The organism is Spirochaetota bacterium (assembly GCA_040756435.1).
In the GTDB taxonomy this organism is placed as follows: Bacteria; Spirochaetota; UBA4802; order UBA4802; family UB4802; genus UBA4802.
Genome location: JBFLZD010000056.1, coordinates 1 through 21,904, shown reverse-complemented (window position 1 = coordinate 21,904; position 21,904 = coordinate 1). Strand labels below are relative to the sequence as shown.

20 protein-coding genes are annotated in these 21,904 nt (G+C 33.8%); 3 read left to right on the top strand and 17 right to left on the bottom strand.

The window, feature by feature from the left end:
* Nucleotides 1–223 precede the first annotated feature (223 nt).
* The 7 genes from hflX to AB1444_13445 form a co-directional block, all read right to left on the bottom strand.
* Nucleotides 224–1,363 carry a GTPase HflX gene (hflX, locus tag AB1444_13475; GenBank protein ID MEW6527660.1) on the bottom strand — a complete coding sequence of 380 codons (1,140 nt, stop codon included), beginning with the start codon at nt 1,361–1,363 and terminating at the stop codon, nt 224–226.
* Nucleotides 1,344–1,877: a DUF192 domain-containing protein gene (locus AB1444_13470; protein MEW6527659.1), complete on the bottom strand. Its 534-nt coding sequence runs from the start codon at nt 1,875–1,877 to the stop codon at nt 1,344–1,346. The genes hflX and AB1444_13470 overlap by 20 nt, the downstream gene beginning before the upstream one ends.
* Nucleotides 1,867–2,598, bottom strand: coding sequence for a hypothetical protein (locus AB1444_13465; GenBank protein ID MEW6527658.1), 732 nt, complete (start codon nt 2,596–2,598; stop codon nt 1,867–1,869). Before AB1444_13465 ends, AB1444_13470 begins: the two co-directional genes overlap by 11 nt.
* Before the next feature lie 62 nt (nt 2,599–2,660).
* Nucleotides 2,661–3,386 carry a ribonuclease PH gene (rph, locus tag AB1444_13460; GenBank protein ID MEW6527657.1) on the bottom strand — a complete coding sequence of 242 codons (726 nt, stop codon included), beginning with the start codon at nt 3,384–3,386 and terminating at the stop codon, nt 2,661–2,663.
* The gene (locus AB1444_13455; GenBank protein MEW6527656.1) at nt 3,349–4,548 is read right to left on the bottom strand and encodes a PorV/PorQ family protein; all 1,200 of its coding nucleotides are present in this window, start codon (nt 4,546–4,548) and stop codon (nt 3,349–3,351) included. Before AB1444_13455 ends, rph begins: the two co-directional genes overlap by 38 nt.
* Before the next feature lie 160 nt (nt 4,549–4,708).
* Entirely contained in the window at nt 4,709–5,803 is a 1,095-nt protein-coding gene (prfB, locus tag AB1444_13450) for a peptide chain release factor 2 (protein ID MEW6527655.1), read from the bottom strand.
* A gap of 227 nt (nt 5,804–6,030) precedes the next feature.
* The gene (locus AB1444_13445; GenBank protein ID MEW6527654.1) at nt 6,031–7,158 is read right to left on the bottom strand and encodes a spore photoproduct lyase family protein; all 1,128 of its coding nucleotides are present in this window, start codon (nt 7,156–7,158) and stop codon (nt 6,031–6,033) included.
* A gap of 134 nt (nt 7,159–7,292) precedes the next feature.
* Here AB1444_13445 and AB1444_13440 point away from each other — a divergent pair, with 134 nt between their 5' ends.
* The gene (locus AB1444_13440; GenBank protein ID MEW6527653.1) at nt 7,293–7,637 is read left to right on the top strand and encodes a histidine triad nucleotide-binding protein; all 345 of its coding nucleotides are present in this window, start codon (nt 7,293–7,295) and stop codon (nt 7,635–7,637) included.
* Here the strand turns inward: AB1444_13440 and AB1444_13435 are convergent.
* The 8 genes from AB1444_13435 to AB1444_13400 form a co-directional block, all read right to left on the bottom strand.
* Nucleotides 7,621–8,892 (bottom strand): hemolysin family protein, encoded by a 1,272-nt coding sequence (locus AB1444_13435; protein ID MEW6527652.1) that lies wholly within the window; start codon nt 8,890–8,892, stop codon nt 7,621–7,623. The two genes, AB1444_13440 and AB1444_13435, sit on opposite strands and share 17 nt — an antisense overlap.
* Complete coding sequence (locus AB1444_13430) at nt 8,889–10,139, bottom strand: hemolysin family protein (GenBank protein MEW6527651.1); 1,251 nt, start codon at nt 10,137–10,139, stop codon at nt 8,889–8,891. Before AB1444_13430 ends, AB1444_13435 begins: the two co-directional genes overlap by 4 nt.
* A 22-nt stretch (nt 10,140–10,161) precedes the next feature.
* Complete coding sequence (locus tag AB1444_13425) at nt 10,162–10,566, bottom strand: helix-turn-helix transcriptional regulator (protein MEW6527650.1); 405 nt, start codon at nt 10,564–10,566, stop codon at nt 10,162–10,164.
* A 39-nt stretch (nt 10,567–10,605) separates the two neighbouring features.
* A complete protein-coding gene (locus AB1444_13420; GenBank protein ID MEW6527649.1) occupies nt 10,606–11,472 on the bottom strand; it encodes a M23 family metallopeptidase in 867 nt (288 codons plus the stop codon).
* Between the two features lie 8 nt (nt 11,473–11,480).
* Entirely contained in the window at nt 11,481–13,736 is a 2,256-nt protein-coding gene (locus tag AB1444_13415) for a PBP1A family penicillin-binding protein (protein ID MEW6527648.1), read from the bottom strand.
* Between the two features lie 21 nt (nt 13,737–13,757).
* Nucleotides 13,758–14,804: a 23S rRNA (adenine(2503)-C(2))-methyltransferase RlmN gene (rlmN, locus tag AB1444_13410; protein ID MEW6527647.1), complete on the bottom strand. Its 1,047-nt coding sequence runs from the start codon at nt 14,802–14,804 to the stop codon at nt 13,758–13,760.
* A gap of 183 nt (nt 14,805–14,987) precedes the next feature.
* Complete coding sequence (gene tatA, locus AB1444_13405) at nt 14,988–15,149, bottom strand: twin-arginine translocase TatA/TatE family subunit (GenBank protein ID MEW6527646.1); 162 nt, start codon at nt 15,147–15,149, stop codon at nt 14,988–14,990.
* Nucleotides 15,150–15,311: 162 nt separating this feature from the next.
* Nucleotides 15,312–17,042, bottom strand: a complete 1,731-nt coding sequence (locus AB1444_13400) for a FapA family protein (GenBank protein ID MEW6527645.1) — start codon at nt 17,040–17,042, stop codon at nt 15,312–15,314.
* 269 nt (nt 17,043–17,311) lie between these two features.
* Here AB1444_13400 and AB1444_13395 point away from each other — a divergent pair, with 269 nt between their 5' ends.
* Nucleotides 17,312–18,553: an HD domain-containing phosphohydrolase gene (locus tag AB1444_13395; GenBank protein MEW6527644.1), complete on the top strand. Its 1,242-nt coding sequence runs from the start codon at nt 17,312–17,314 to the stop codon at nt 18,551–18,553.
* A gap of 25 nt (nt 18,554–18,578) precedes the next feature.
* Here the strand turns inward: AB1444_13395 and AB1444_13390 are convergent, their stop codons facing one another.
* The gene (locus tag AB1444_13390) at nt 18,579–19,592 is read right to left on the bottom strand and encodes an aspartate-semialdehyde dehydrogenase (protein MEW6527643.1); all 1,014 of its coding nucleotides are present in this window, start codon (nt 19,590–19,592) and stop codon (nt 18,579–18,581) included.
* A 547-nt stretch (nt 19,593–20,139) separates the two neighbouring features.
* On the opposite strand from AB1444_13390, the gene argC reads away from it, so the two are divergent.
* Nucleotides 20,140–21,186: an N-acetyl-gamma-glutamyl-phosphate reductase gene (gene argC, locus AB1444_13385; protein ID MEW6527642.1), complete on the top strand. Its 1,047-nt coding sequence runs from the start codon at nt 20,140–20,142 to the stop codon at nt 21,184–21,186.
* Nucleotides 21,187–21,193: 7 nt separating this feature from the next.
* Here the strand turns inward: argC and AB1444_13380 are convergent, their stop codons facing one another.
* A complete protein-coding gene (locus tag AB1444_13380; GenBank protein MEW6527641.1) occupies nt 21,194–21,799 on the bottom strand; it encodes a protein-L-isoaspartate(D-aspartate) O-methyltransferase in 606 nt (201 codons plus the stop codon).
* Nucleotides 21,800–21,904 lie beyond the last annotated feature (105 nt).

Sequence of the window (21,904 nt, the reverse complement as noted above, 5' to 3'; positions counted from 1 at the left end):
GTTTTCGTTGTTTTTTCATGCGACAATTTTATGTCGCATTAATTGCTTGTAAATTAATTTTTTTAAAAAAAAGAGGTGTCTTTTGGGACACCCCCTATATTCATTATGAAATTTTTTAAGGAATTATCACTGGATTCGTTTCAGAATATGAATTCAGTAATAGATGCTGAGTTACGTTTTGAATGATAAATAAAATCGTATCTTACCAGGAGTGATCTTTTTATTAATACACTGAAATTTTTTGCTTATATTTATCCAACCTTTCAGTTATTTCTATTATTCTTTCCTTCAATAATTGAATACCCTCACCTGTTAAACTTGAACCCAGTATAGCATCAGAAAAACGTAAACGGACATACTGTATTGTTTCATCTTTTGCAATATCAAGTTTATTAAAATACATTATTACTGGTTTGTTACTACAATCCAATACTTGTAATTCGTGATTCACAACCTTTACAGCTTTTTCTATATCTATATCCAAACCTACAACATGTATAATAAAATCTGAATATTTGATCTCTTCCAATGTGGATTTAAATGATTCAACAAGATGTGAAGGGAGATTATTTATGAAACCTACAGTATCAGTTAACAAGACTTTGTGTGTTTCATCCAGGTACACAATCCTGGTATATGCATCAAGTGTAGCAAACAACCTATCCTCAACAAACAAATCATCCTTGGCAAGCATATTGACAAGAGTTGATTTCCCTGCATTGGTATATCCAACTACTGCACCAATTATTTCATTTTGAAGACGCTCCTGCCTCTGCACATTTCTGTGCATGGATATGTGCGATAGTTTCTTTTTAAGGGTTTGTATTCTTTTAATAATGTGTCTTCTGTCAGTTTCCAACATTTTTTCCCCTGGACCCCTTGTCCCAATTCCACCTCCTAACCTGGATAATACACCTCCCAGACCTTTAAGTCGTGGAAGAATGTAATTAAGTTGTGCAAGCTCAACCTGAATCTTTGATTCTACAGTTTTTGCCCTACGTGCAAAGATGTCCAGTATAACCTCAGTTCTGCCAATAACACGGCAACCAAGAAAATTTTCAAGGTTGCGTATTTGAACAGGCCGTATACTATTTAAATCAAAAACCACTAGCTTGATTGATTGTTCCTGAACTATTCCCTTTATCTCTTCAAGTTTACCGCTACCAATAATATATGCTGAATCAAGTGAAATCCGCTTAACTATCAGCTTAGAAACAACAACAGCACCCGCTGTTATCACAAGTTGTGTTAATTCATTAAGGGAATGAAGTACTTCCTCTTCATTATCTTGCGGTAAAATTATTCCCAAAAGAATAGCCTTTTCATTTTCAGAAATGGGGATTCTATTTACTGATGCATCCATTTGATATTACTTTTGATCCGGTTGTAATAAAATTTTTTTTAAACCAACCTTGATTTACTTCCAGAGCAAATTTAGCAGGGTATTTTGATGAATATGTTGGGTAGGTTTGATATGGTTTCATATCCTGAATATCATTTATTATACCATTTTTATCTATGAAAGCAATACTTAAAGGTATCTTTGTATTTTTCATCCAGAATGTTCTATAATCCTCATCATCAAAAACAAATAGCATCCCGCAATTATCACATATTTCTGATCTTCCCATCAGTCCTTTAGCATGCTCTTCACCTGTTGCAGCAATCTCTACATTACAATTAATTGGTCTATTCATTGTATTAATAATGTATATAACACAATTTCTTTTATTTTGTGCATAACCAACAAGCTTTTCATTAAAATAATATTTCTGCACTATAACAAAAGTCATTGCGTTTATTAGTATCAATACAAATATACTTCTTTTTTTTACCATTTTCATTATTCGGTTTTTATTTATGGCCTTAAAATTCATTTATATATTCAATACGTATAATCCGGTTTGGATTTTCATCTTTCTGGAATAATACGTCAAATTCAATTCCCAATCGTTGCATATAGGAATATCTCATACCTACGTTGTACAACCACTCATCAGCTCTATCAAAGTTATAATATACACGTTCCATTTCAGCTTTGAATATAAATATTTCTCCAAGTGGGATATCCAGAGCTAAAAAATAAGATGTATCTTCCGGAACATATTCTGGCTGAGTTGGTATACGCATACCAAAATGTATATGCTGCTCATCATTGAATAAATATATGGGTTTGGTAATTACAAAATACGGGCCATATATCATTTGATTGAGTTCATTTTTACTGTTATATGTTTTACCTTCTTCCCCAATATAAAAAGAATCATACCCAATGGCAAACGAAATTGGGAACATTTCCCATCCATCAGTAAATTTAATTTTTCCTACAACACCCGGCACGTTGGGGTCAGGGTCATCTTTACCAATTGCACTCTGAATATCCAGTGAAGCCCCCAAAAAAAAATTGTTGTGAAGTCCAATAAATGCTTTTAGTTCAACCCCGCCATTATCATACCCAAGAAATGATAACTGGTAGGTACCTCTTGCAATTGTATATGCAGTTGGTGTGTCAATAACTGTTGTATTTCTTATATAATACTGAGCATAAACATAATGTGTAAAGGTGATAAAAAGTATTGTTATTATTATTTTTCGCATAGTAATCCCAACCATTCCATGAATTGAAATAAAAGATATAGTATTATATTTATATTCGGCTTTTATAATGACAATTTAAGCATATCATTTTGTATCTTGAATATCTTTTGTATCCCATATTGTGCTAATTGCAACATTGATTCAAGTTCATGGATTGAATATGACCTCTTTTCGCCAGTACCCTGAATCTCAATTATATTATTGTTGCTGTCCATAACCAAATTCATATCTACATCACACTGAGAATCTTCTTCATAATCCAGATCTAACAATAAATCATTAGCAATATAGCCTGTTGAAATGGCTGCTACCTGAGCCCTGACTGGATTTTCATCAAGAATGTTTTGATTTAGCAATGAATTGACAGCCAACTGTAAAGCAATGTAAGCACCAGATATTGCGGCTGTTCTTGTCCCTCCATCTGCCTGAAGGACATCACAGTCTACAACCAATGAAACACCCTGCATCGCTTCTAAATGTAAAACCGTACGCAAACTTCGCCCAATTAATCGCTGGATCTCAATTGACCTTCCATCGGGTCTTAGGTTTCTTCTTTCAGTCCTTGGATTTGTAGCATACGGTAATAATGTATATTCAGCTGTTAGCCAGCCAATTCCCTTATCCATGGCATGTTGTGGTACCTGCGGAGACTGTGAAACAGCACATATTACCTGTGTATTGCCACATATGTATAATACTGACCCCAATGCTGCAGGACAAAATTGTGGTATCACTGTTACTTTACGTATTTCATCGTATTTTCTGTTGTTCTTTCTCAAGTAACTCATTTTGCCTTTTTAACTCTTTAAGTTCTTCTAAATCCTGTATCTTTTTATCAACATTTTTATGATAGGGATTGTAATCTCTTGCTTTTTTAAATTCTTCAATAGCACCATCTATATCATCAGTAATAAAATATTTTATACCCCGTTGATAATGAACTTCAGCTTTTAATTTGTCCTCTATAGTAATGACCTTTGGTATAAGCTTAAAGGTAACAGTAAAGGAATAAATAGGGCCAAATACACCTGCATCCTGATATGAAGCATCTATAACAAATGCAATGTTTTTAATGGCATAGTTAAAACCCAGGCCAAATGTATATTTACCTGCATCATTGAATCTATATCCACTTCTGAAAAATAATATATCAAGATAATTTAATTCAACACCTGCATTGACTCTAAAGCTTTCATTAAATCCTGAAGTAAAGTCATACAGGTCAGATGATGTAATAGCATTTTCTATCAAATCAACATTAAAACCAAAAAAATGAGACATTTTATATGATAATCCTGCCCGGATTAATCGTGGCAAGCTGTCATCCTTAGCATTTGTTCCAATATTTTGTATGGATAATCCAAGAGATAAATTTTTTATTGGAGCATCAAAAGGTGAATACATTGTTATACGTTTCAAAATTCCTATATCAAATGCAAATGATTGCAATTGCAATGTATCAATTTGTTGATAGATATATTTTATTGATCCACCAACTTCCATAAATCCCAAGGAATAACCATACGCTAAAATTCCACTTACATTGTAAAAATTAACTGTTCCAATTTTATTTCCATTAATATCAATTTTATCAAATGGGGGAACCCAAAAAACTGAAGTAGAAAAACCAAAAAAACCATTCCATATTGGAAACGCTAATGAAACATTTTCAAATCTTGAATCTACTATTAATTCCTGATGCATAAAACTCATAACCGGGAACTTCAAAGTACCCAAGCCAGCAGGATTATAATAAATAGCATTCACATCACCAACTTCAGCAGTAAAAGCTTCACCCATACCAAGCGGTCTACTACCAACACCAATTTCCAAAAAATCCGCACCGGATGTCCCTCCTGAACCTGCCGCATATATATATTGGGATGAACAAATTACAAGGAAGAGCATTGATATTAACACATAAATATTATATTTTTTTGTATTTATCATATCATCACAATAATCATAAACAGCATACTATAGTAATGCCAGTACATATTTCCTTCAATGATAGCACAGAGTATTACCCTGTACTAATACTAAGTTCGTACTATATATCAATACTACATAACCTGATTTTGTTTTATGCAATAAAAAAAATGGTAATTTGTTATTTAATTTTTATACTTTTAAGGCTCTTTAAATAAGCATAAATAAATCTATTTATTTCACCATCCATTACATGATCTACTGAGCCCGTTTCTTCCCCTGTACGGTGGTCCTTAACCATGGTATATGGATGAAATACATAAGAACGAATTTGATTGCCCCATGCAATATCTTTTTTTTCACCAAATTTTTCCAATTTTTCTTTTTCCAGCTCTCTCCTTTTAAGCTCATATAAGCGTGCTTTCAGGATTTTCATTGCATATGCTTTATTTTTATGTTGTGATCGTTCATTTTGGCATTGGACTACAATCCCAGTTGGTATATGAGTAATCCGCACAGCTGAATCAGTCCTGTTAACGTGTTGCCCACCTGCACCTGATGCACGGTAGGTATCAATTCTTAAATCTGACTCATTTATCTCAATATCGATATCTTCAGGTGCTTCAGGGATCACATCTACTGATGCAAAAGAAGTATGCCTCCTCTGGTTGCTGTCAAACGGGGATATACGAACCAGCCTGTGAATCCCCCTCTCACCTTTTAACAAACCATAGGCATATTCACCTTTTATTAACATGACAACTTCTTTTATTCCTGCTTCAATATCAGGCATATAATCCAGAATTTCAATATCAAAACCATTGTCTTCTGCCCATCGTGTATACATGCGCATGAGCATGCTTGCCCAATCCTGTGATTCAGTACCACCAGCACCAGGATGAATGGTCATAATTGCATTTTTATCATCATCAGGATCGGATAGTAATTCCAGTGTTTCTAATTGTTCAAAGCGTTTTTTAAATTGATCTAACCGTGAAGAAATATCAACTATGACATCATTATCATTTTCATCAATTGCCATTTCCAAAAGCATTATAGAATCTTCTATATCTTTTCTTAGAATATCCCAGGGTTCTATATTCTTTTTAAGCTGGGTTATTTGTTGCTGAATCAACGTACTTTGTGCTTGATCCTTCCAGAAATTTTCATTATATGTTTCTTCAACTAACAATTGCAATTGTTTCTTTTTATCATCTATATGAAGCGCAGTATACAGCTCCTCAATATTGCCTTTAATCTGCGTCAATTCTCGCATCAAATCTTTTACGTCTGTATATTCCAACGTTTTACTCCTTATAACTATAGAATTTATTTTTACTTATGTGCACCTCTGAAAAACCGCTTTCATCATTACAATTGCAATAAAAAGAAAGCGGTTTTGTCCTAATATATTGTGCCCACAAGGGAACATCCGAAAAAATAGTTTTTTAGAAGTTCCCTTATATATTATTAATAACAATAAATATGTATTATAGCGCATGGTCAATAGAAAATGGTATTTTTTTGTATAAAGCGATAGTTCAAATGATTAGATATATCCTGTTCAAGTTCTTCTGATGAATGAAAATCCTTGCCTGTTATATTTTGCCACATATAATCTGCTTCCATGCAAAGATAAATATATGCCTTTTTGAATATTTCATGTAACTGCCGATACATAAAATTATATATCTGTATTCTCAATGGCTTGAAATACCGGTATTTCCCATCAATCCCGGGAAACATTTCATACACACTCATCATCTCCTTAGGAAATTTATCTCTTAATATCTCCCTGAAATGCAAATGATACCTGAATCCTCCCATAGATATCCACACAACTTTTTCCGGATCTATTTTTTCCTTTAATAATTTTATAACATTATAATAATCCTTTTCCCAGCCCTGATACAGTATAACAGGATCAAAGTGAAATGCTACATAATAGCCTGCATCAATAGCTTTCACTGCAGCATTTATTCTTTCGTCTAATAAGGCTGTATCATGTTCATAATATGCAATATTATACGGTGTGTTTAAACTCCATGCAATAACTGCATTGCCCTTAGATGGTATATTAAGCAAATGATCAACATTTGATGACTTTGTTTTTAATTCAAAAAATATATTGTTATACTTTGAAAAAAACTCTATAAGTTCAGAACCAAGGCCTGTAATTTCATCAAACATAAGTGAATCAGTAAATTCGCCTGTTCCAATTCTATATACCATTGATTGGGAAGAACTTTTAATAAAATCATATAATTCGGCAAAAAGCTTTTCAGTATTGGTAAATTGCACAATCCCATAACTGTTCAAATATACATGCATGTAACAATATGCACAATTATACAGACAATTAAAGCAGGTATTAATAACCCTGTATCGGCAACATATCATATTTGGTGAACCAGGGCAAATCTGATAAAATCTTCCAAGAAAAGGCTTTAGAATTATTACATCTTTTGAATCTATGGTATTAATCTGTAATTCATTTATTATTGAATTTAATTCTTCTTCATTATGGTAGGCAAGCTTATTATCTATTGGACTTGATAAAAACCTATCAACAATTGTGTTGTTTTCATTTGCAGGATAAACCAGATAGTGTATTTCTTTTATACTACGCATAACAGCTGATTAAACCTCATATAAGCAATACAATTTTTTATGGTAAAGTACTTTTTTTATTGCAAATTTTATAATACTCATTTTACTTATTGTTTTACAGGTTACAACAAATTTTTATAGATAGGAGTATATCTATGGGATGCTTATTCTGTAACATCATAACAGGAAAAACTCCGTCAACCAAAGTTTTTGAAAATGATAAAGTATATGCATTTAAGGATATTAATCCACAAGCTCCTTTTCATGTGCTTGTGGTTCATAAAGAACATACAAAAAATATTGATGAGCTTAACGAAAAAAATAGCTATATAATGAGTGATATTTTTCTGGCAATAAATGAAATTGCTAAGCAGGAAAAATTAGATAAAGGTTATCGTGTAATTATTAATAACGGCACCGCTGCAGGACAGGTTATATGGCATTTGCATGTACATATACTGGCGGGTAAAGATGATCTTGGCCCTATGCTTGTCCAATAGAAGCTTTTCGCCTTGGGATTGATATAATAACTCTTTCTATAGACCTATCGGTTGCTTCTTCAACCTGGAATGTTATGTTCTGGTAATGTATTTTTTCACCAACCTCAGGGATATGCCCCAATACATATAATAGAAAACCGGCTAATGTTTCAAAATCTCGCTTTTCAATTTTTATTCCAAAACGTCGCTGGAAATATTCAATGTCAAGATTCCCGGCAACACTGAATTTCCACGGTGCTATCTCTTTAATTGAATCATCCTGCGGGTGGTCCCTTGTTTGTATCTCACCCACAATTTCTTCGGCAATATCTTCATCAGTTAACAACCCTTCTACCGCGCCGTACTCATTCACAACAAAAACCATAGATATTTCATGTTTTTCCATTTCATCAATAAGCTCATATATTTTTTTTGTAGAAGGAACAAAATAAGGTTTTCGTATTATTTGTTCAATATTTTTCACAGATTTATTTTTTAATATATCCTGATAATAAATATACCCAATGATATTATCAACCCTTTCTTCAAAAACAGGTATTCTTGAAAATCTGGTTTTTTCAATTAAATCAATACAATGTTTGATAGACTGTTTCTTTTCAACAGAGATAATATCGATAAGTGGTGTCATAACCTCATTTGCTCTCACATCCCTGAAAGAAAGAATCTCATTGAAATAGATATAGTGTTGCGATTCTATAATACCTTCTTTTTCTACAGCTTTAAACAAAGTATCAATCTCATCACGGGAACTTATAGGCAAAGGTCTTGAGTCATCTTCATGAATTGCGTTTTTTATAATAGTTGAAAAAGCCAGTGTTACGGTAACCAGTGGTCTGAATATTAATGAAATAACTTGAAAAAGCCAGAACGTATGCAATAAAAATTTTTCGGGCTTTGAACGTGAAACAATTTTTGGAAAAAGCTCGCAAAAAATTAAAAAGAATATAGTCTGAGCGATAGTTACTATAAAAAGCCTGGAATCATGTATTAAAAGTGCCCTGCTTGCAAAAAAAGTTATAAACGCAGTTGCACCAATATTGGATATATTGTTTCCTATAAGAACTGTTACCAGCGCACTATCCGGGTTTTCAATTATTTGTATAATACTTTTGGCTCGTGCGATGCCTTTATTGATAAGTGCCTGAACATTTATAATATTGCTTGATACTATTGCTGTTTCAGTTGCAGAAAAGTATGCAGAAAGAAATGTAAAAATAATAATAAGAATTTGCGATCCAATATATATACCCATCATGAATCTTCTCTTTTTACTTCTATTGATTGTATTCTGTTTTTTGTAACATATCGTACTGTCAAAATATAATCATCAACCATGATTGAAGCTCTTCGTTTAGGCAGATAACCAAGCCTTTCAATAATGTAACCTCCAATGGTCTCGCTTTCTGATGAATCTATTGAAACATTAAACATTGCATTAAATTCATCAATCTGCATATCTCCGGGAACTATCACCACATCTTTTTCTTTTTTTATTTCAGCCTTGGGCATATCTTCCCACAATGTATAACCCCTGCCAAATAATTCTGCAATTATTCTTTTTAATGTAACAATACCCTCTGTCCCACCATATTCATCAACCACAACTGCTATCTGAATTTTATTTCTTAAAAATTCTTCAAGTAATTCGCTTAATGATTTTGATGCTGGATAGTGATAAATGGGATGAATAAGCTTTGTAATCGTTTTTGCTTTTTTAATCCCGGTGGCATATGGTACAAGTTCACGTGAATCAATTAAACCTATAATTGTATCTAGATTATTTTTATAAACCGGTGCTCTGACAACATCAGTTTCTTTAAATATATTGATAGCCTCCTCCACGGTAGCATCAAGGGGAATAAATATTGCTTTATTTCTATGTATCATGGCATTTTCTGCTGTTTTCTTGGTAAATCGCAATAGGTTACTGATAAATTGCTTTTCATCACCTGACAATATCCCATACTTTTCACCGTAATAAATAGCAGCTGATAAATCATCTTCTGATATATCAAATGAAGCATCTAACCGTAATTGAAATATCTTTATGAATGAATTGGAGATTTTCAATAGAATATATCGAATAGGCAATATACCATTATGAAAAAATGATATAACTGGCATTATATAATGAACCAGCTTTCGGTAATTATATAATGATAATAATTTTGGGATAATCTCACCAAAAAGGATAATTACAGGAGTAACTATCGCTATTGCTATAATATGCCCATACTGTGGCCATTGTGATAATAACAGTGATGTTGAAAGAGATGACAATAAAATATTTACAAATAAATTACCCGTTAATAATGTTATAAGAATATTTTGCGGATGAGATAAAAATTTTGCTATCTTGTTTTCAAACGAATTTTCAGAAAAAGAAAATTTTATCAATTCACTTTTTTTAAAAGAGAATAATACCGTCTCTGAACCTGAAAAAAAAGCTGATAAAAATAAGCATATAATTATGGTTGCAATCTGTAAATGAACAAAATCCATTATATTCATCAATCACATAATCTTAAGGGAAGATCTCTATCTCTTTAACTTTTAATACCCTGGCACATACTTTTTTAAATTCATCAGTAGGTTGCTGCAAACCTTTTTCTATTTTAGAAAGATACGAAGGAGAACAACGCAACATTTTTGCCAATTCATATTGCTTAATCCCTTTAGATATTCGAATACTCCACAGTTTATTTTTTGATTGCACAAATTCATTTATAATTTCTTTTTTATCAGGGATACTTTCGGGAAATAACTTGGCTATACTGACATTCAGATATTTTGCACAATGTTTCTTGAATTCTTCAGTAGGTTCCTGAACACCACGTTCAATTTTGCATAAATATGATGGCGATACATGTAATGCTTTTGCCATATCAACCTGTTTAATATTTTTCTTTCTTCTATAGTAAAGAATCATATTAGCCACAAAATTATTCCTCCTTGGGAAAAACTGGTATTACTTCTTAAAGTCAAGAACCACATTAAAGCTAATTGATTGAGAGGTTTGGTTGCCCGCGAAGTCTTCTGCAATTACTGTCAAATTATTAATTCCCGGGTTATACGAAACATTTGTTATTAAATAATTCCCTTTGCTATCATATAAATTCTCAAATGGTAACCCTTTAATTGTCAACTTATTTTTATTATCAAGTTTTATTGCATCAAATCTGATATCAGCAACAGTAACATTATTAAAAATCACCTTAAGGGCAAAAACACCACAGCGCTCATTTCGCTGAATAGCGTCAAAACACTGAATAGCTAATGGATGATGTTGTGTAAGCCGTATATTACCACCTTCACGCAATTTCGTATAACTATCGCCTACTTTAATATATACCGCTTCTATAACTGGAGGCTTTTTATCATCAATTGACGGCAGCACCGTAAAAGGATTTACTGATACAGTAAAATTATTCAGGATTGCGAAGTGAAGATGTGTTCCATACGATCTTCCAGTATTCCCCATAAATGCTAAGTTGTCAGTAAGTGCATACCGTGGTTTCATATTGATATTGTTTTCTAAATGAACATACAATGACTTCTCTTTTTTATTATGCTCTAATATACAATAGTTTCCAACCCCGGGATATTGTTCCAGGGGGAATAATGCCTTGTCCCAGGCTAAAACTAAATTACCTTCCTTTACTGGATATACCTTTTTGTCAATTGAAGATATATCCACTCCATTATGAAAATGATCTGGACGTGGTTCACCAAATGTTGAATGTATTGTCCCGTTTTGAACAGGCAACTGGAATGATACAAGAAAACATGATAATACAACTAAAGAAAAAATTATAAATACTTTATCTTCTTTCATATATATCCTCAATGAGAATCCGGTACTGTATGCATGGTACAATATTCACCGGGTTCAGTTCCTGCATAAAATAATTCATTGATTGCAACACGTGGGCATAACCCCTCTTTTCTTGGCACCAAACCGGTATCCAGGCAGATAGTTTGTTTTGTAATTCCCTGTTGTGGAATAATAAATGATTTATATTCTGAATCTTTGTAAATGGCAAATACATAATCAGCCCAAATAGGTGCAGCCACAACACCACCACTTCTACCTTTGCCCAGAGAGATTGCTCCTGTTTTATTGCCAATCCACACTGCTGTAACACTATCAGGAGTATACCCCAAAAACCATGCATCAACGTAGTCGCTACTGGTACCAGTTTTGCCTGCAACGTCAACTGGAACTGATTTATTCTTAAATACCCATGAAGCAGTACCGCCTTCTTCAAATACACCTTTCAGCATTGAAACTACAATTGCACATGCAACAGGATCAATTATCTTGCCATATTCTTTGCGCTTTTCCTGTATTTGCAATAATACATCTTCTTCATTATTCCAGACAATATTCCCATTATAATCTTTAACATACCGTATACCATAGGGAATAATAAAATCGCCACCATTAACAATGACTGAATGCAATACACTATTTTCAAGCGGCGATAGTTCATACGTACCAAGTGCTAATGATAATGTTTTATAAAAACGAGAATCCAGTTCACTGCTGGACAAATTAAGAGCTTTTTGAATAATTGACAGTATGCGGGAATATCCCTCTTTTTCAAGGACTTGTACTGCAACAACATTGATCGATTTCTTTAAAGCTTCTCGTACAATTACCTTTCCTGAATATATCCCATCATAATTTTTAGGGGAATATCCGCCCTTAAACGTCATGGGTATATCATCAAACACGGTAGAAGGTGTGATAATCTTATCCTGTATAGCTGCAGCATACACTATGGGTTTGAATGATGAACCGGGCTGCCTTCTTATCTGCTGAACATGGTCCATCTGGTTTTGATAAGAAAAGCTATACCCACCAGCATACGCTATTATTTCACCAGTAAATGGATTAAGTGAAACAAAGGCTCCTTCAATATTTTTAGCTTTTTCCATTTCGGCCAGTGCGCGCTGTGGATTTTTAATGTATTTTGCATTCTTTTCGTGATACTCTCTTTGCAATTGTATGCCTTTTTTTAATGCGGTCAGTGCAATATCCTGTTTTGTAGCATCCAGCGTAGTATAGACACTTAAACCGCCTTTTTTCACAACCTCTTCAGAAAATTTATTAACCAGTATTCTTCGTATGTATTCATTGAAAAATGGAGCCCTATTAATACGATATAAACTAAATATGAAGCTTCCAATTAAAGATGATTCCGCAGTATTATCCTTTGAAAATTGCACATCCCATTGCTTTAAAAAATTTTTATACTGAATTTCAGCTATTTGTTGTTTCAAAAAGCCTGCATCAACCATCGATTGCAAAATTCTTCTTGTTTTCTTTAGTGAAACATCAAGGTTATTAAGCGGTGAGTAAATAAGTGGATTTGAGATAGTAGCTACTATCATTGCACATTCGGTTTCATTACAATCTATGATTGACTTGCCAAAAAACATCTTTGCAGCAGCTTCAACACCATACGCACCATTACCAAAATATATATAATTAAGGTACATTGATAGGATGTCCTGCTTGTCGTAATGTTTCTCTATCTCCAGTGCACAAAATATTTCATATATTTTGCGCTTTACATTGCGCTCCATATCAGTAAACAGCACTTTTGCCAATTGCTGTGTGATAGTACTACCCCCCTGCACAACTCTTAGATGAATCAGATTAACAGCAAATGCCCGTAGAATACCCTTTAAACTAACACCATTATGGATGTAAAAATCTCTGTCTTCACTTGCTATTACTGCTTTGATAAGCCATTTGGGAAAGTATGAATAAGGAACTATCTCCCTTTTTTGTTCAAAAAATTCGCCTATTATTTCGTTATTGCGATCATAAATTCGGGTAGGAATATCTACAACTTTTGCAGAAACATCTATCTCACTATACGTATATGAGTAACCTTCCTTCAATTCTTCTGTACGGTCAATAAGTTGTTTATATTTGAAAAGCTTATCAATGGCCTTTTGTTTGTCATGAATCCATTCAACATATACAATTGATGTATACAACAAAATCAAAGTAAGAACAATAACAGGAATCCCAACAAAAGTAAAAAATTTATGTTTTTTTATCCAATCAAATAGATTACCATCCATACCAAGAGCCTTATGATTTTTTTAATTACTATTGCTTGAATAATGCTTCCCTGAAAGCTGGCCACAAGCACCGTCTATATCACTTCCGGCACTTTTCCTTATAGAAATGGGTATATTCATAATTTCAAGTCTTTTTATAAATTTATTTATTTCTTCCTGGGTTGGAATTTCTAAGGTATGCGTGCCCTTGTTTAGCGGTATAAGATTAAGTTTAATACGGTTATACCTGAACATGGTTTTCAAACGCATGGCATCTTCTTCAGAAATATTATCTTTCCGCATGATGTATTCTATTGTTACTCTATTTCTTGATGCAGGAAATTTATTTTCCAGTAACCGTATAATTTTTTCCATGGGATATTTTTTTTCAACTGGCATATGTCTTGCGCGCTTTACCATATCAGTATCATTTAATGATATTGCCAAATTATATGGCCGCTTCTCGTCTATAAACCGTTCAATACCTTCATACATTCCACATGTAGAAATTGTAATTTTTCTTACCGATATATGGAAGCCAAAGGTATAATTCATAATATCAGCGGCTTTTAATACATTGTCATAATTAAGGAATGGCTCTCCCATTCCCATGTAGACAACGTTATTATTTTTTAATCCAGTTAAACGCCGTACTTGATTTATCTGGTCCAGAATTTCTGCAGTTTGCAAATTACGCTTAAATCCAATTTTAGCTGTTTGGCAAAAAGCACATCCCATTGGGCAACCTGCCTGGCTTGAAACACAGATCGTCAATCGTCCTTCATCAGTACCATCATTACGGATAAATACCGATTCAATAAAATGACCATCAAAGGTTTTAAATAAAAATTTTTCTGTACCATCAACCAATGATTTTTTACGGTCAACCAATGTTAGTGGTGATATTTCATACTGTTCATCTAAGTAGTGGCGTAGATCTTTTGAAAAGTTTGTCATTTCAAAAAAATTATCAACATTGCGCTCGTATAACCAGTTAAATAGCTGTTTTGCCCTGTAGCTCTTTTCACCGATAGTTGCAAATAATGATTCAACTTCTTTCAGGGAATAATTTTTAATAAATTCTTTCATACATGAAACTGAATAAAATGTTTAGTATTATATCTATACAATATAAATGGGATCATACGATGTAAATATAAACTAAGGTTGGATGATAAAAAAATAGATCTTTAAAAAATATATATCAGTTTAAATTATTTCATTTACGGATATACCCAGCTACGAAGGATATACCCGTAAAGATTTGGTTACTTAAGATTTTTTTTCGTCCTTGGCATCATCATCTGAATTCATAGCTTTTTTGAATTCTTTTATACCTGATCCAATATCCTTTGCAATTTTTGGTATTTTTCCGGCACCAAAAATGATTAAAACTATAAAGAATATTATAAGTAATTCTGGAAGTCCCGGCATACTCATAATAAAAGCCTCCATAATAATATGATTTGCTCACAGATAGTATACTACAATTATTTGTCAAATATTTTAAGTATCAGTATCAAATATTGTAATAATGATTATAATATACGTATCTTATACAGAAATATCTAATTTTATTTTTAATTATTGTAAAACTTATACTGCAGAAGTAAAAACAACTCTTTTTGTTTCATTATCTTCATAAAATTTAGTATTTTGCATTGCCTTGTCTATTTGCAATTTACTGCGCTTGATTGTTATAATTACTCCGGGGTATGCAATATCGGTTATACTTATGGATGGTTCCTTTTCTAATTTATATTTTTTTTCAATTTCAGCCCTTTGATCCAGTAATATTTTAAGCTGCTTGTTGTTATCAGATAATTCTTTTAATAATAGTAAACAATTTTTCTTTTTTACCGGTGGCAAAATGTTCAGAAATTCCTTGGGATTTTCAAATACTCCCTCACCAAAACTGTTTTTTATTTTTTTAAGGATTTCTTCTACATTGGTTTTATATTTTTCCATCTGTTTACGCAATTCAGCCAATTCGCGCTCAACTACCAAACTTTTTCCTGCAGTTAATTTTGTTACATTTTGTAATTGTGAACCTGCAACATTAACTATAATTTCATGACGGGCAGTTGTTTCACCTCCTATAATTTTACCATGTCTACCTGTAACAATAACTGCATCATTTGAAAATACCATACTGTTAATGATTGAATCTTCTATCTCTATCTTACCCAATGCTTCGATAGTTGAATTCAATATAAACTTTGCCTTAACAGATCCGCCAGCAATAATTTTTGCTTCACCTTTACCACCAATTCCTAATTTTACCACAATGTCACCATTTGCCGTCAGCCTGGCATCATCTACATTTTTATCCACATAAATATCGCCGGTTGCATTTACCGTAAAGCCTGGCAACACAGAACCCATTATCTGAACTGACCCATCAAAATCTATATTGCCAGATTCATAATTTACATCACCTTTAATGATTGCAACTGGCAATACTGATAATGTTTTGCCTTCAATATCAAGGCAGCCATCTATCTGCGAAACAAATATCAGCGGATTTGACTCAGACGGGACAATATTGGAGCCTGGATAATATCCATCTTTTTGGACAATAGTAGCATCTACTTTTTCACCATAAATATCAAATCCATCCTCAGGTTTTACACCGGGAATTTTTTGTAAAACTTCCTGCCCTTTTTTAATTTCAATTATTGCTCCAACCTCTTTAAAATCAATTCTGCCATCATCAAGCAGTTTACCAGCTTTTTTTTCTATCTGAATGAGGGGAATATAATAATCATCATAACCATTCATAGGTTCCTTGCCCCTGGCTACAAGGATTCTGTGCACCTTTGGATTATGAGGATCTATTTCATTTAGTTGAGATTCAATCTCACTTTTATCAATAATGCCTACAATTTTATTTGCTAAAAGCTGCTGCTCTATATCTTTATATGATGGCAATTTCAAAAATTTAGTGGGGAAAACAATATATGAAGCTTTTAACTTATTTTTTGAAATCTGCAAAGGAAGTTTTAAATGTATCCTAGAAGTTCTCTGGTCATAAACAACAAATCCATAATCACTTGCCCTATAGCACCCACTGATAGAATCAAATATAATACCCTCTCCAGCTTTGAATGGTTTAAATTTTTCGGATTTATAAAATTTATACCCTGAATCCAAGTGATAAACGATATCTGCAGGATCATCAACTTCTACAACACGTGCCACGATTTCATCTCTATATACAAAATTATAAGGCGAGGAAAGTGTGAAGAACTTATTACCAGCTTCATCTGTTTTTTCAACAAACATTGATGAAACATTTGGATCAAAATAAAAAACAGTTAATTTCATGGAACTTCACCAGGGTATGCTTGAATTATACTTTTGACCTGCATTCAGCCTCCTTTATATAGTAACTATCGGTTACAAAATTATTATACATCACTATCAAATTAAATACAACTAAAATTTTGAATAATCAGATTTAAAATAATATAAAAGACAAACATTTGAAATCATTAAAATTATGTATTATTTAATTATTATCTTTCAAATATTATGGACAAAATGAAGTAATTATTGTATATTTTAATAATTTATATTGGAAGGCTAAATGATACATGAAACCAAAGGGATCAAATAAAAAGATTACTATAGATGAGATAATCAAGCTTTCAAATGAGCTTAATACCATACAGGATTTAGATATACTTCTTGAAAAGTTGCTTTTTGAAGCACGAACATCAGTTAACGCAGATGCCGGTTCAATATATATTAAAGATAAAGATGAACTTGTTTTTAGCCACGTCCAGAATGATACACTAACAAAACGACTATCCCCTGGTCAGAAGTTGATTTATACTACATTTCGCGTCAAAATAAACACCAGTTCAATTGCCGGTTTTGTTGCTTCAACTGGAAATATACTAAATATCCCTGATGTGTATACAATACCACCAGATGTACCATATAAATTTAATTCAACCTATGATGATATTTCTCATTACAAAACAACCTCCATGCTTACCGTTCCTCTGCAAACAGTTAATGGAACAATTATTGGTGTATTACAGCTCATCAATGCAAAAGACGATAAAGGTATTGTAATACCTTTTTCAAAAGATGATGAACCTATAGTAATGCTGTTTGCAAATAATGCCAGTCTTGTTTTACAGCGTGCACGGATGACACGTGCAATCATACTAAGGATGATAAGCATGGCCGAATTGCGAGACCCAAAAGAAACCGGTGCCCACGTTAACCGGGTTGCTACGTATGCAATTGAACTGTATGAACAGTGGGCAAAACGCCATCATATTAATGAAAAAGAGATAGAAACAAGCAGGGACATTTTGCGAATGGCTGCCATGCTTCATGATGTGGGGAAAGTTGCCATCTCGGACCTGATTTTGAAGAAACCAGCACGCTTTACTGATGAAGAGTACCAGATCATGAAAAGCCATACATATTTAGGTGCTCGCTTATTTAAAGATACACAATCACAGTTTGATGAGATAGCAAGCATTGTGGCGTTAACACACCATGAAAACTGGGATGGAACCGGTTATCCCGGGTATATTGATTTAGATACAGGCAAACCTTTAGAAAAAGATAGCAAAGGAAATCCATTGCCGCGTAAGGGGGAAGAAATTCCTATTTATGGACGTATTGTTGCTCTTGCCGATGTTTACGACGCACTATCATCCAAACGAGTATATAAAGAAGCATGGAATGAAAACGATGTTCTCAATGAAATAAAATTAGCCAGTGGCAAAAAATTTGATCCTGAACTTATAGATATTTTCTTTTCTTGCCACGACTTTCTTAAATCTATTCGATTACGATACCCTGACAGCGAATAATATAAAGAGACAGCCCCATTAGTTATTACACCATTTTCTTTTCTATCAATAGTTCTGCTATCTGAATAGCATTAAGCGCAGCACCTTTTCGTATGTTATCTGACACTATCCACATGTTGATACCATTGGGGATTGATTCATCTTCGCGTATTCTTCCTACAAAGACATCATCCTTCCCGGCAGCATTAATTGCCAGAGGATATTCATTCTTTGATGGATCATCAACCACTGTGACACCTTTTGCAGTACGCAGCAGTTCACGCACTTGTTGTGGTGTTATCTTCTTCTGAGTTTCAATATTCACTGATTCTGAGTGGCCATACAATACTGGTACCCTTACTGTGGTTGCAGTTACCTGAATTGAACTATCGCCCATAATCTTTTTGGTTTCATTGACCATTTTCATTTCTTCTTTTGTGTATCCATTTTCAAGGAATACATCTATGTGAGGCAGCACATTGAATGCTATCTGATGAGGATATACTTTACGCTGCGATATGGGTTTCCCATTCATAATATCGTGTACTTGAATTTGAAGCTCTTCAATTGCTTTAAGACCCGTTCCAGAAACAGCCTGATAGGTGCTTACAACTATTCGCTTTATTTTTGCAACATCATGTATGGGCTTCAGGGCAACAACCATCTGTATTGTTGAACAATTGGGATTAGCTATAATGCCATTATGCCATTCAACATCGTTTGGGTTAACTTCCGGGACCACCAGCGGAACATCTTTTTCCATTCGCCAGGCTGAACTATTGTCAATAACAATACATCCCGATTCAGCAGCTTTTCGAGCCACTTCCCGGCTTATGGAAGCACCTGCGGAAAAAAGCCCAATATCAAAACCTTTAAACGCATCATCTGTTACCGGTTCAACGGTAACTTTTTTATCACCAAACTCTATTGTTTGACCAACAGTGGTTTTTCCTAAGAAACGAATATTGTTAATAGGAAAATTGCGTTGTAATAAAATTTTTCTAAATTCAATGCCAACTGCACCCGTTGCGCCTAAAATTACCACATTGTATTTTTTCATACTGATCCCCCTGCAATTTTACTTATTGTGTATTTGTCATATATAGCACTTTTTTTTGTCAATAATAACTTTTTTTATATTTTTAATTATGTCTATGGAGCAATCCCTCCATGTATGCATTTCAATGACATACTATCTGTTGACGTAAAGCATGTACCGCAGCATACCCTACATCTTTGCCTGGTACGGTATATGAATAATTAAAAATCATTACCATAATTATATTTCGCAATTGACAAAAATTATTGCCTTACTAATAACGAATTCATAATCTTAATTATTTTGAGCGATAGTTACTTGTAATTACATTTCAGGTGAGAAACAATAGTTCAAGATTTTGTCATTGCTACCCTGGATGAGTAGAGTAATCTAAGTCTTAAAAAAATGAGATTACTACATCATCAATATAAAACGAGATTTGCTGGGATAGCATGGTGGGAATGTAATTGATCCCCCTTGACTACTCTTTAAGACCAGCACAACTCTACTTGCAATGATAGTGCTGCAATGACTTTTTTGTAGTAAACACTTATTTCGGAGGAAGACTATGAAAAAAGCATTAATCGTTGGCGCCACCGGATTTGGCGGCTTAGGATTAATTGAGATTCTTTTACGCCATAAAGGTTTTCAAATTTCACAGTTAGTTGCCCGTAAAGATGTTGGTAAAAAAATATCAGAAGTGTTCCCACACCTTGAAGATTTTTGCGATTTGCCAGTTCAATCACCCGAAGAAATCAATTACGATGACATAGATATTGCATTTTTCTCAACTCCTGATAAAGCGGGCATGCAGATGATTCATACATTTTATAAAAAAAATATTCCAGTTATTGATTTCAGCGGCGATTTCAGGTTCACTACTGTTGATGATTACACTATATATGCAAAGAATAAAGGCATGAATACCGAACACGCTTCCCCTGACGTACTTGCACATACTGTGTATGGATTACCTGAAAAATATGCAGAAAAGATTAAAAAAGCAAAAATTGTGGGCAATCCTGGCTGTTTTGCTATAGCCATGATTTTGGGATTATTACCGGTAATTGAAGAAGGTATTGTTGATTCAGAAACAATCATCTGTGATGGTAAAACAGGTGTATCCGGTGCAGGCAAAAATCCAGGCGAAGCTAATTTTTATCCTCAGCGGTATGAAGATGTCAATACCTATCGTGAAGGCCATCATCAGCATGTTGTGGAAGTTGAAAATATAGTCAATGCCAATAGCAAAAAGAAACACAAAATTTTATTTATTCCGCAAATAGTACCGCTAAACAGAGGCATTCTGGTGACTATATATGCTGATGTACAATCAAACATAAACAGTGATTCGTTATTTGAAATCTACAAAAACTACTACACCAATAAGCCGTTTATTCATATAACACGCCGTTCATGCCACACCACTGATGTTCGTGGGACTAACCGATGTCAGATACGCCCTTCAATTGACTCAAGGACAGGTAAGCTTTTTATAACATCAGTTATTGATAACCTTATAAAAGGCCAATCTGGCAACGCGGTTCAAAATGCCAATTTAATGATGGGATTTGATGAAACCGAAGGCCTTATGGTTCCTGCTTTTTATCCATAATCATTTATTATTCATTAGCGGGAACCATTGGTACAAACCGTACGTAGGTTATCACGTTCTGTGAATAATTGTTTCCATGACGGACAATTTTGACCAGTTCCTGATGATAATCGCCAATAGGTGCAACCAGAATACCACCATCTTCTTTAAGCTGACTGAGTAATGCATCCGGAACTGTGGGGGGAGCAGCAGTAAGCATGATGACATCAAACGGAGCATGTTCGGGCCAGCCCTTATAGCCATCACCAATTTTAACGGTAACGTTTTTATAGCCTAATGACTTCAATCGTAACGCAGCCTGTTTCCCAAGTGGTTCAACTATTTCTATTGTATAGACTTCCTTTGCAAGTAATGATAAAATTGCCGCCTGATACCCTGATCCTGTGCCAATCTCAAGTACTTTTTCACTGCCATCAAGTTCACATAATTCCGTCATCAGTGCAACAATATATGGCTGAGATATGGTCTGACCATAACCAATTGGCAACGGATGGTCTTCATACGCTTGAGGTATACTGAGTTCGGGTACAAATTTGTGCCGTTCTACCTGCAGCATTGCTTGTAACACTTTAGGGTTCCTAATTCCACGTGCTTCTATCTGTTTTTTTACCATTAATTCACGAAGCTGCTGCAATGATTCCCCCTTTACATCATTGAAGGTGGCATTGAATAATGATACAAGAGCTATCGCTATCGCAATCAGTATAAAAATAACTGT

Bases quoted from the DNA above. Each gene is read 5' to 3' on its own strand.
- hflX (MEW6527660.1), bottom strand. From the start codon at position 1,363: ATGGATGCATCAGTAAATAGAATCCCCATTTCTGAAAATGAAAAGGCT.
- AB1444_13470 (MEW6527659.1), bottom strand. From the start codon at position 1,877: ATGAATTTTAAGGCCATAAATAAAAACCGAATAATGAAAATGGTAAAA.
- AB1444_13465 (MEW6527658.1), bottom strand. From the start codon at position 2,598: ATGCGAAAAATAATAATAACAATACTTTTTATCACCTTTACACATTAT.
- rph (MEW6527657.1), bottom strand. From the start codon at position 3,386: ATGAGTTACTTGAGAAAGAACAACAGAAAATACGATGAAATACGTAAA.
- AB1444_13455 (MEW6527656.1), bottom strand. From the start codon at position 4,548: ATGATAAATACAAAAAAATATAATATTTATGTGTTAATATCAATGCTC.
- prfB (MEW6527655.1), bottom strand. From the start codon at position 5,803: ATGCGAGAATTGACGCAGATTAAAGGCAATATTGAGGAGCTGTATACT.
- AB1444_13445 (MEW6527654.1), bottom strand. From the start codon at position 7,158: ATGCGTAGTATAAAAGAAATACACTATCTGGTTTATCCTGCAAATGAA.
- AB1444_13440 (MEW6527653.1), top strand. From the start codon at position 7,293: ATGGGATGCTTATTCTGTAACATCATAACAGGAAAAACTCCGTCAACC.
- AB1444_13435 (MEW6527652.1), bottom strand. From the start codon at position 8,892: ATGATGGGTATATATATTGGATCGCAAATTCTTATTATTATTTTTACA.
- AB1444_13430 (MEW6527651.1), bottom strand. From the start codon at position 10,139: ATGGATTTTGTTCATTTACAGATTGCAACCATAATTATATGCTTATTT.
- AB1444_13425 (MEW6527650.1), bottom strand. From the start codon at position 10,566: ATGATTCTTTACTATAGAAGAAAGAAAAATATTAAACAGGTTGATATG.
- AB1444_13420 (MEW6527649.1), bottom strand. From the start codon at position 11,472: ATGAAAGAAGATAAAGTATTTATAATTTTTTCTTTAGTTGTATTATCA.
- AB1444_13415 (MEW6527648.1), bottom strand. From the start codon at position 13,736: ATGGATGGTAATCTATTTGATTGGATAAAAAAACATAAATTTTTTACT.
- rlmN (MEW6527647.1), bottom strand. From the start codon at position 14,804: ATGAAAGAATTTATTAAAAATTATTCCCTGAAAGAAGTTGAATCATTA.
- tatA (MEW6527646.1), bottom strand. From the start codon at position 15,149: ATGCCGGGACTTCCAGAATTACTTATAATATTCTTTATAGTTTTAATC.
- AB1444_13400 (MEW6527645.1), bottom strand. From the start codon at position 17,042: ATGAAATTAACTGTTTTTTATTTTGATCCAAATGTTTCATCAATGTTT.
- AB1444_13395 (MEW6527644.1), top strand. From the start codon at position 17,312: ATGAAACCAAAGGGATCAAATAAAAAGATTACTATAGATGAGATAATC.
- AB1444_13390 (MEW6527643.1), bottom strand. From the start codon at position 19,592: ATGAAAAAATACAATGTGGTAATTTTAGGCGCAACGGGTGCAGTTGGC.
- argC (MEW6527642.1), top strand. From the start codon at position 20,140: ATGAAAAAAGCATTAATCGTTGGCGCCACCGGATTTGGCGGCTTAGGA.
- AB1444_13380 (MEW6527641.1), bottom strand. From the start codon at position 21,799: ATGGTAAAAAAACAGATAGAAGCACGTGGAATTAGGAACCCTAAAGTG.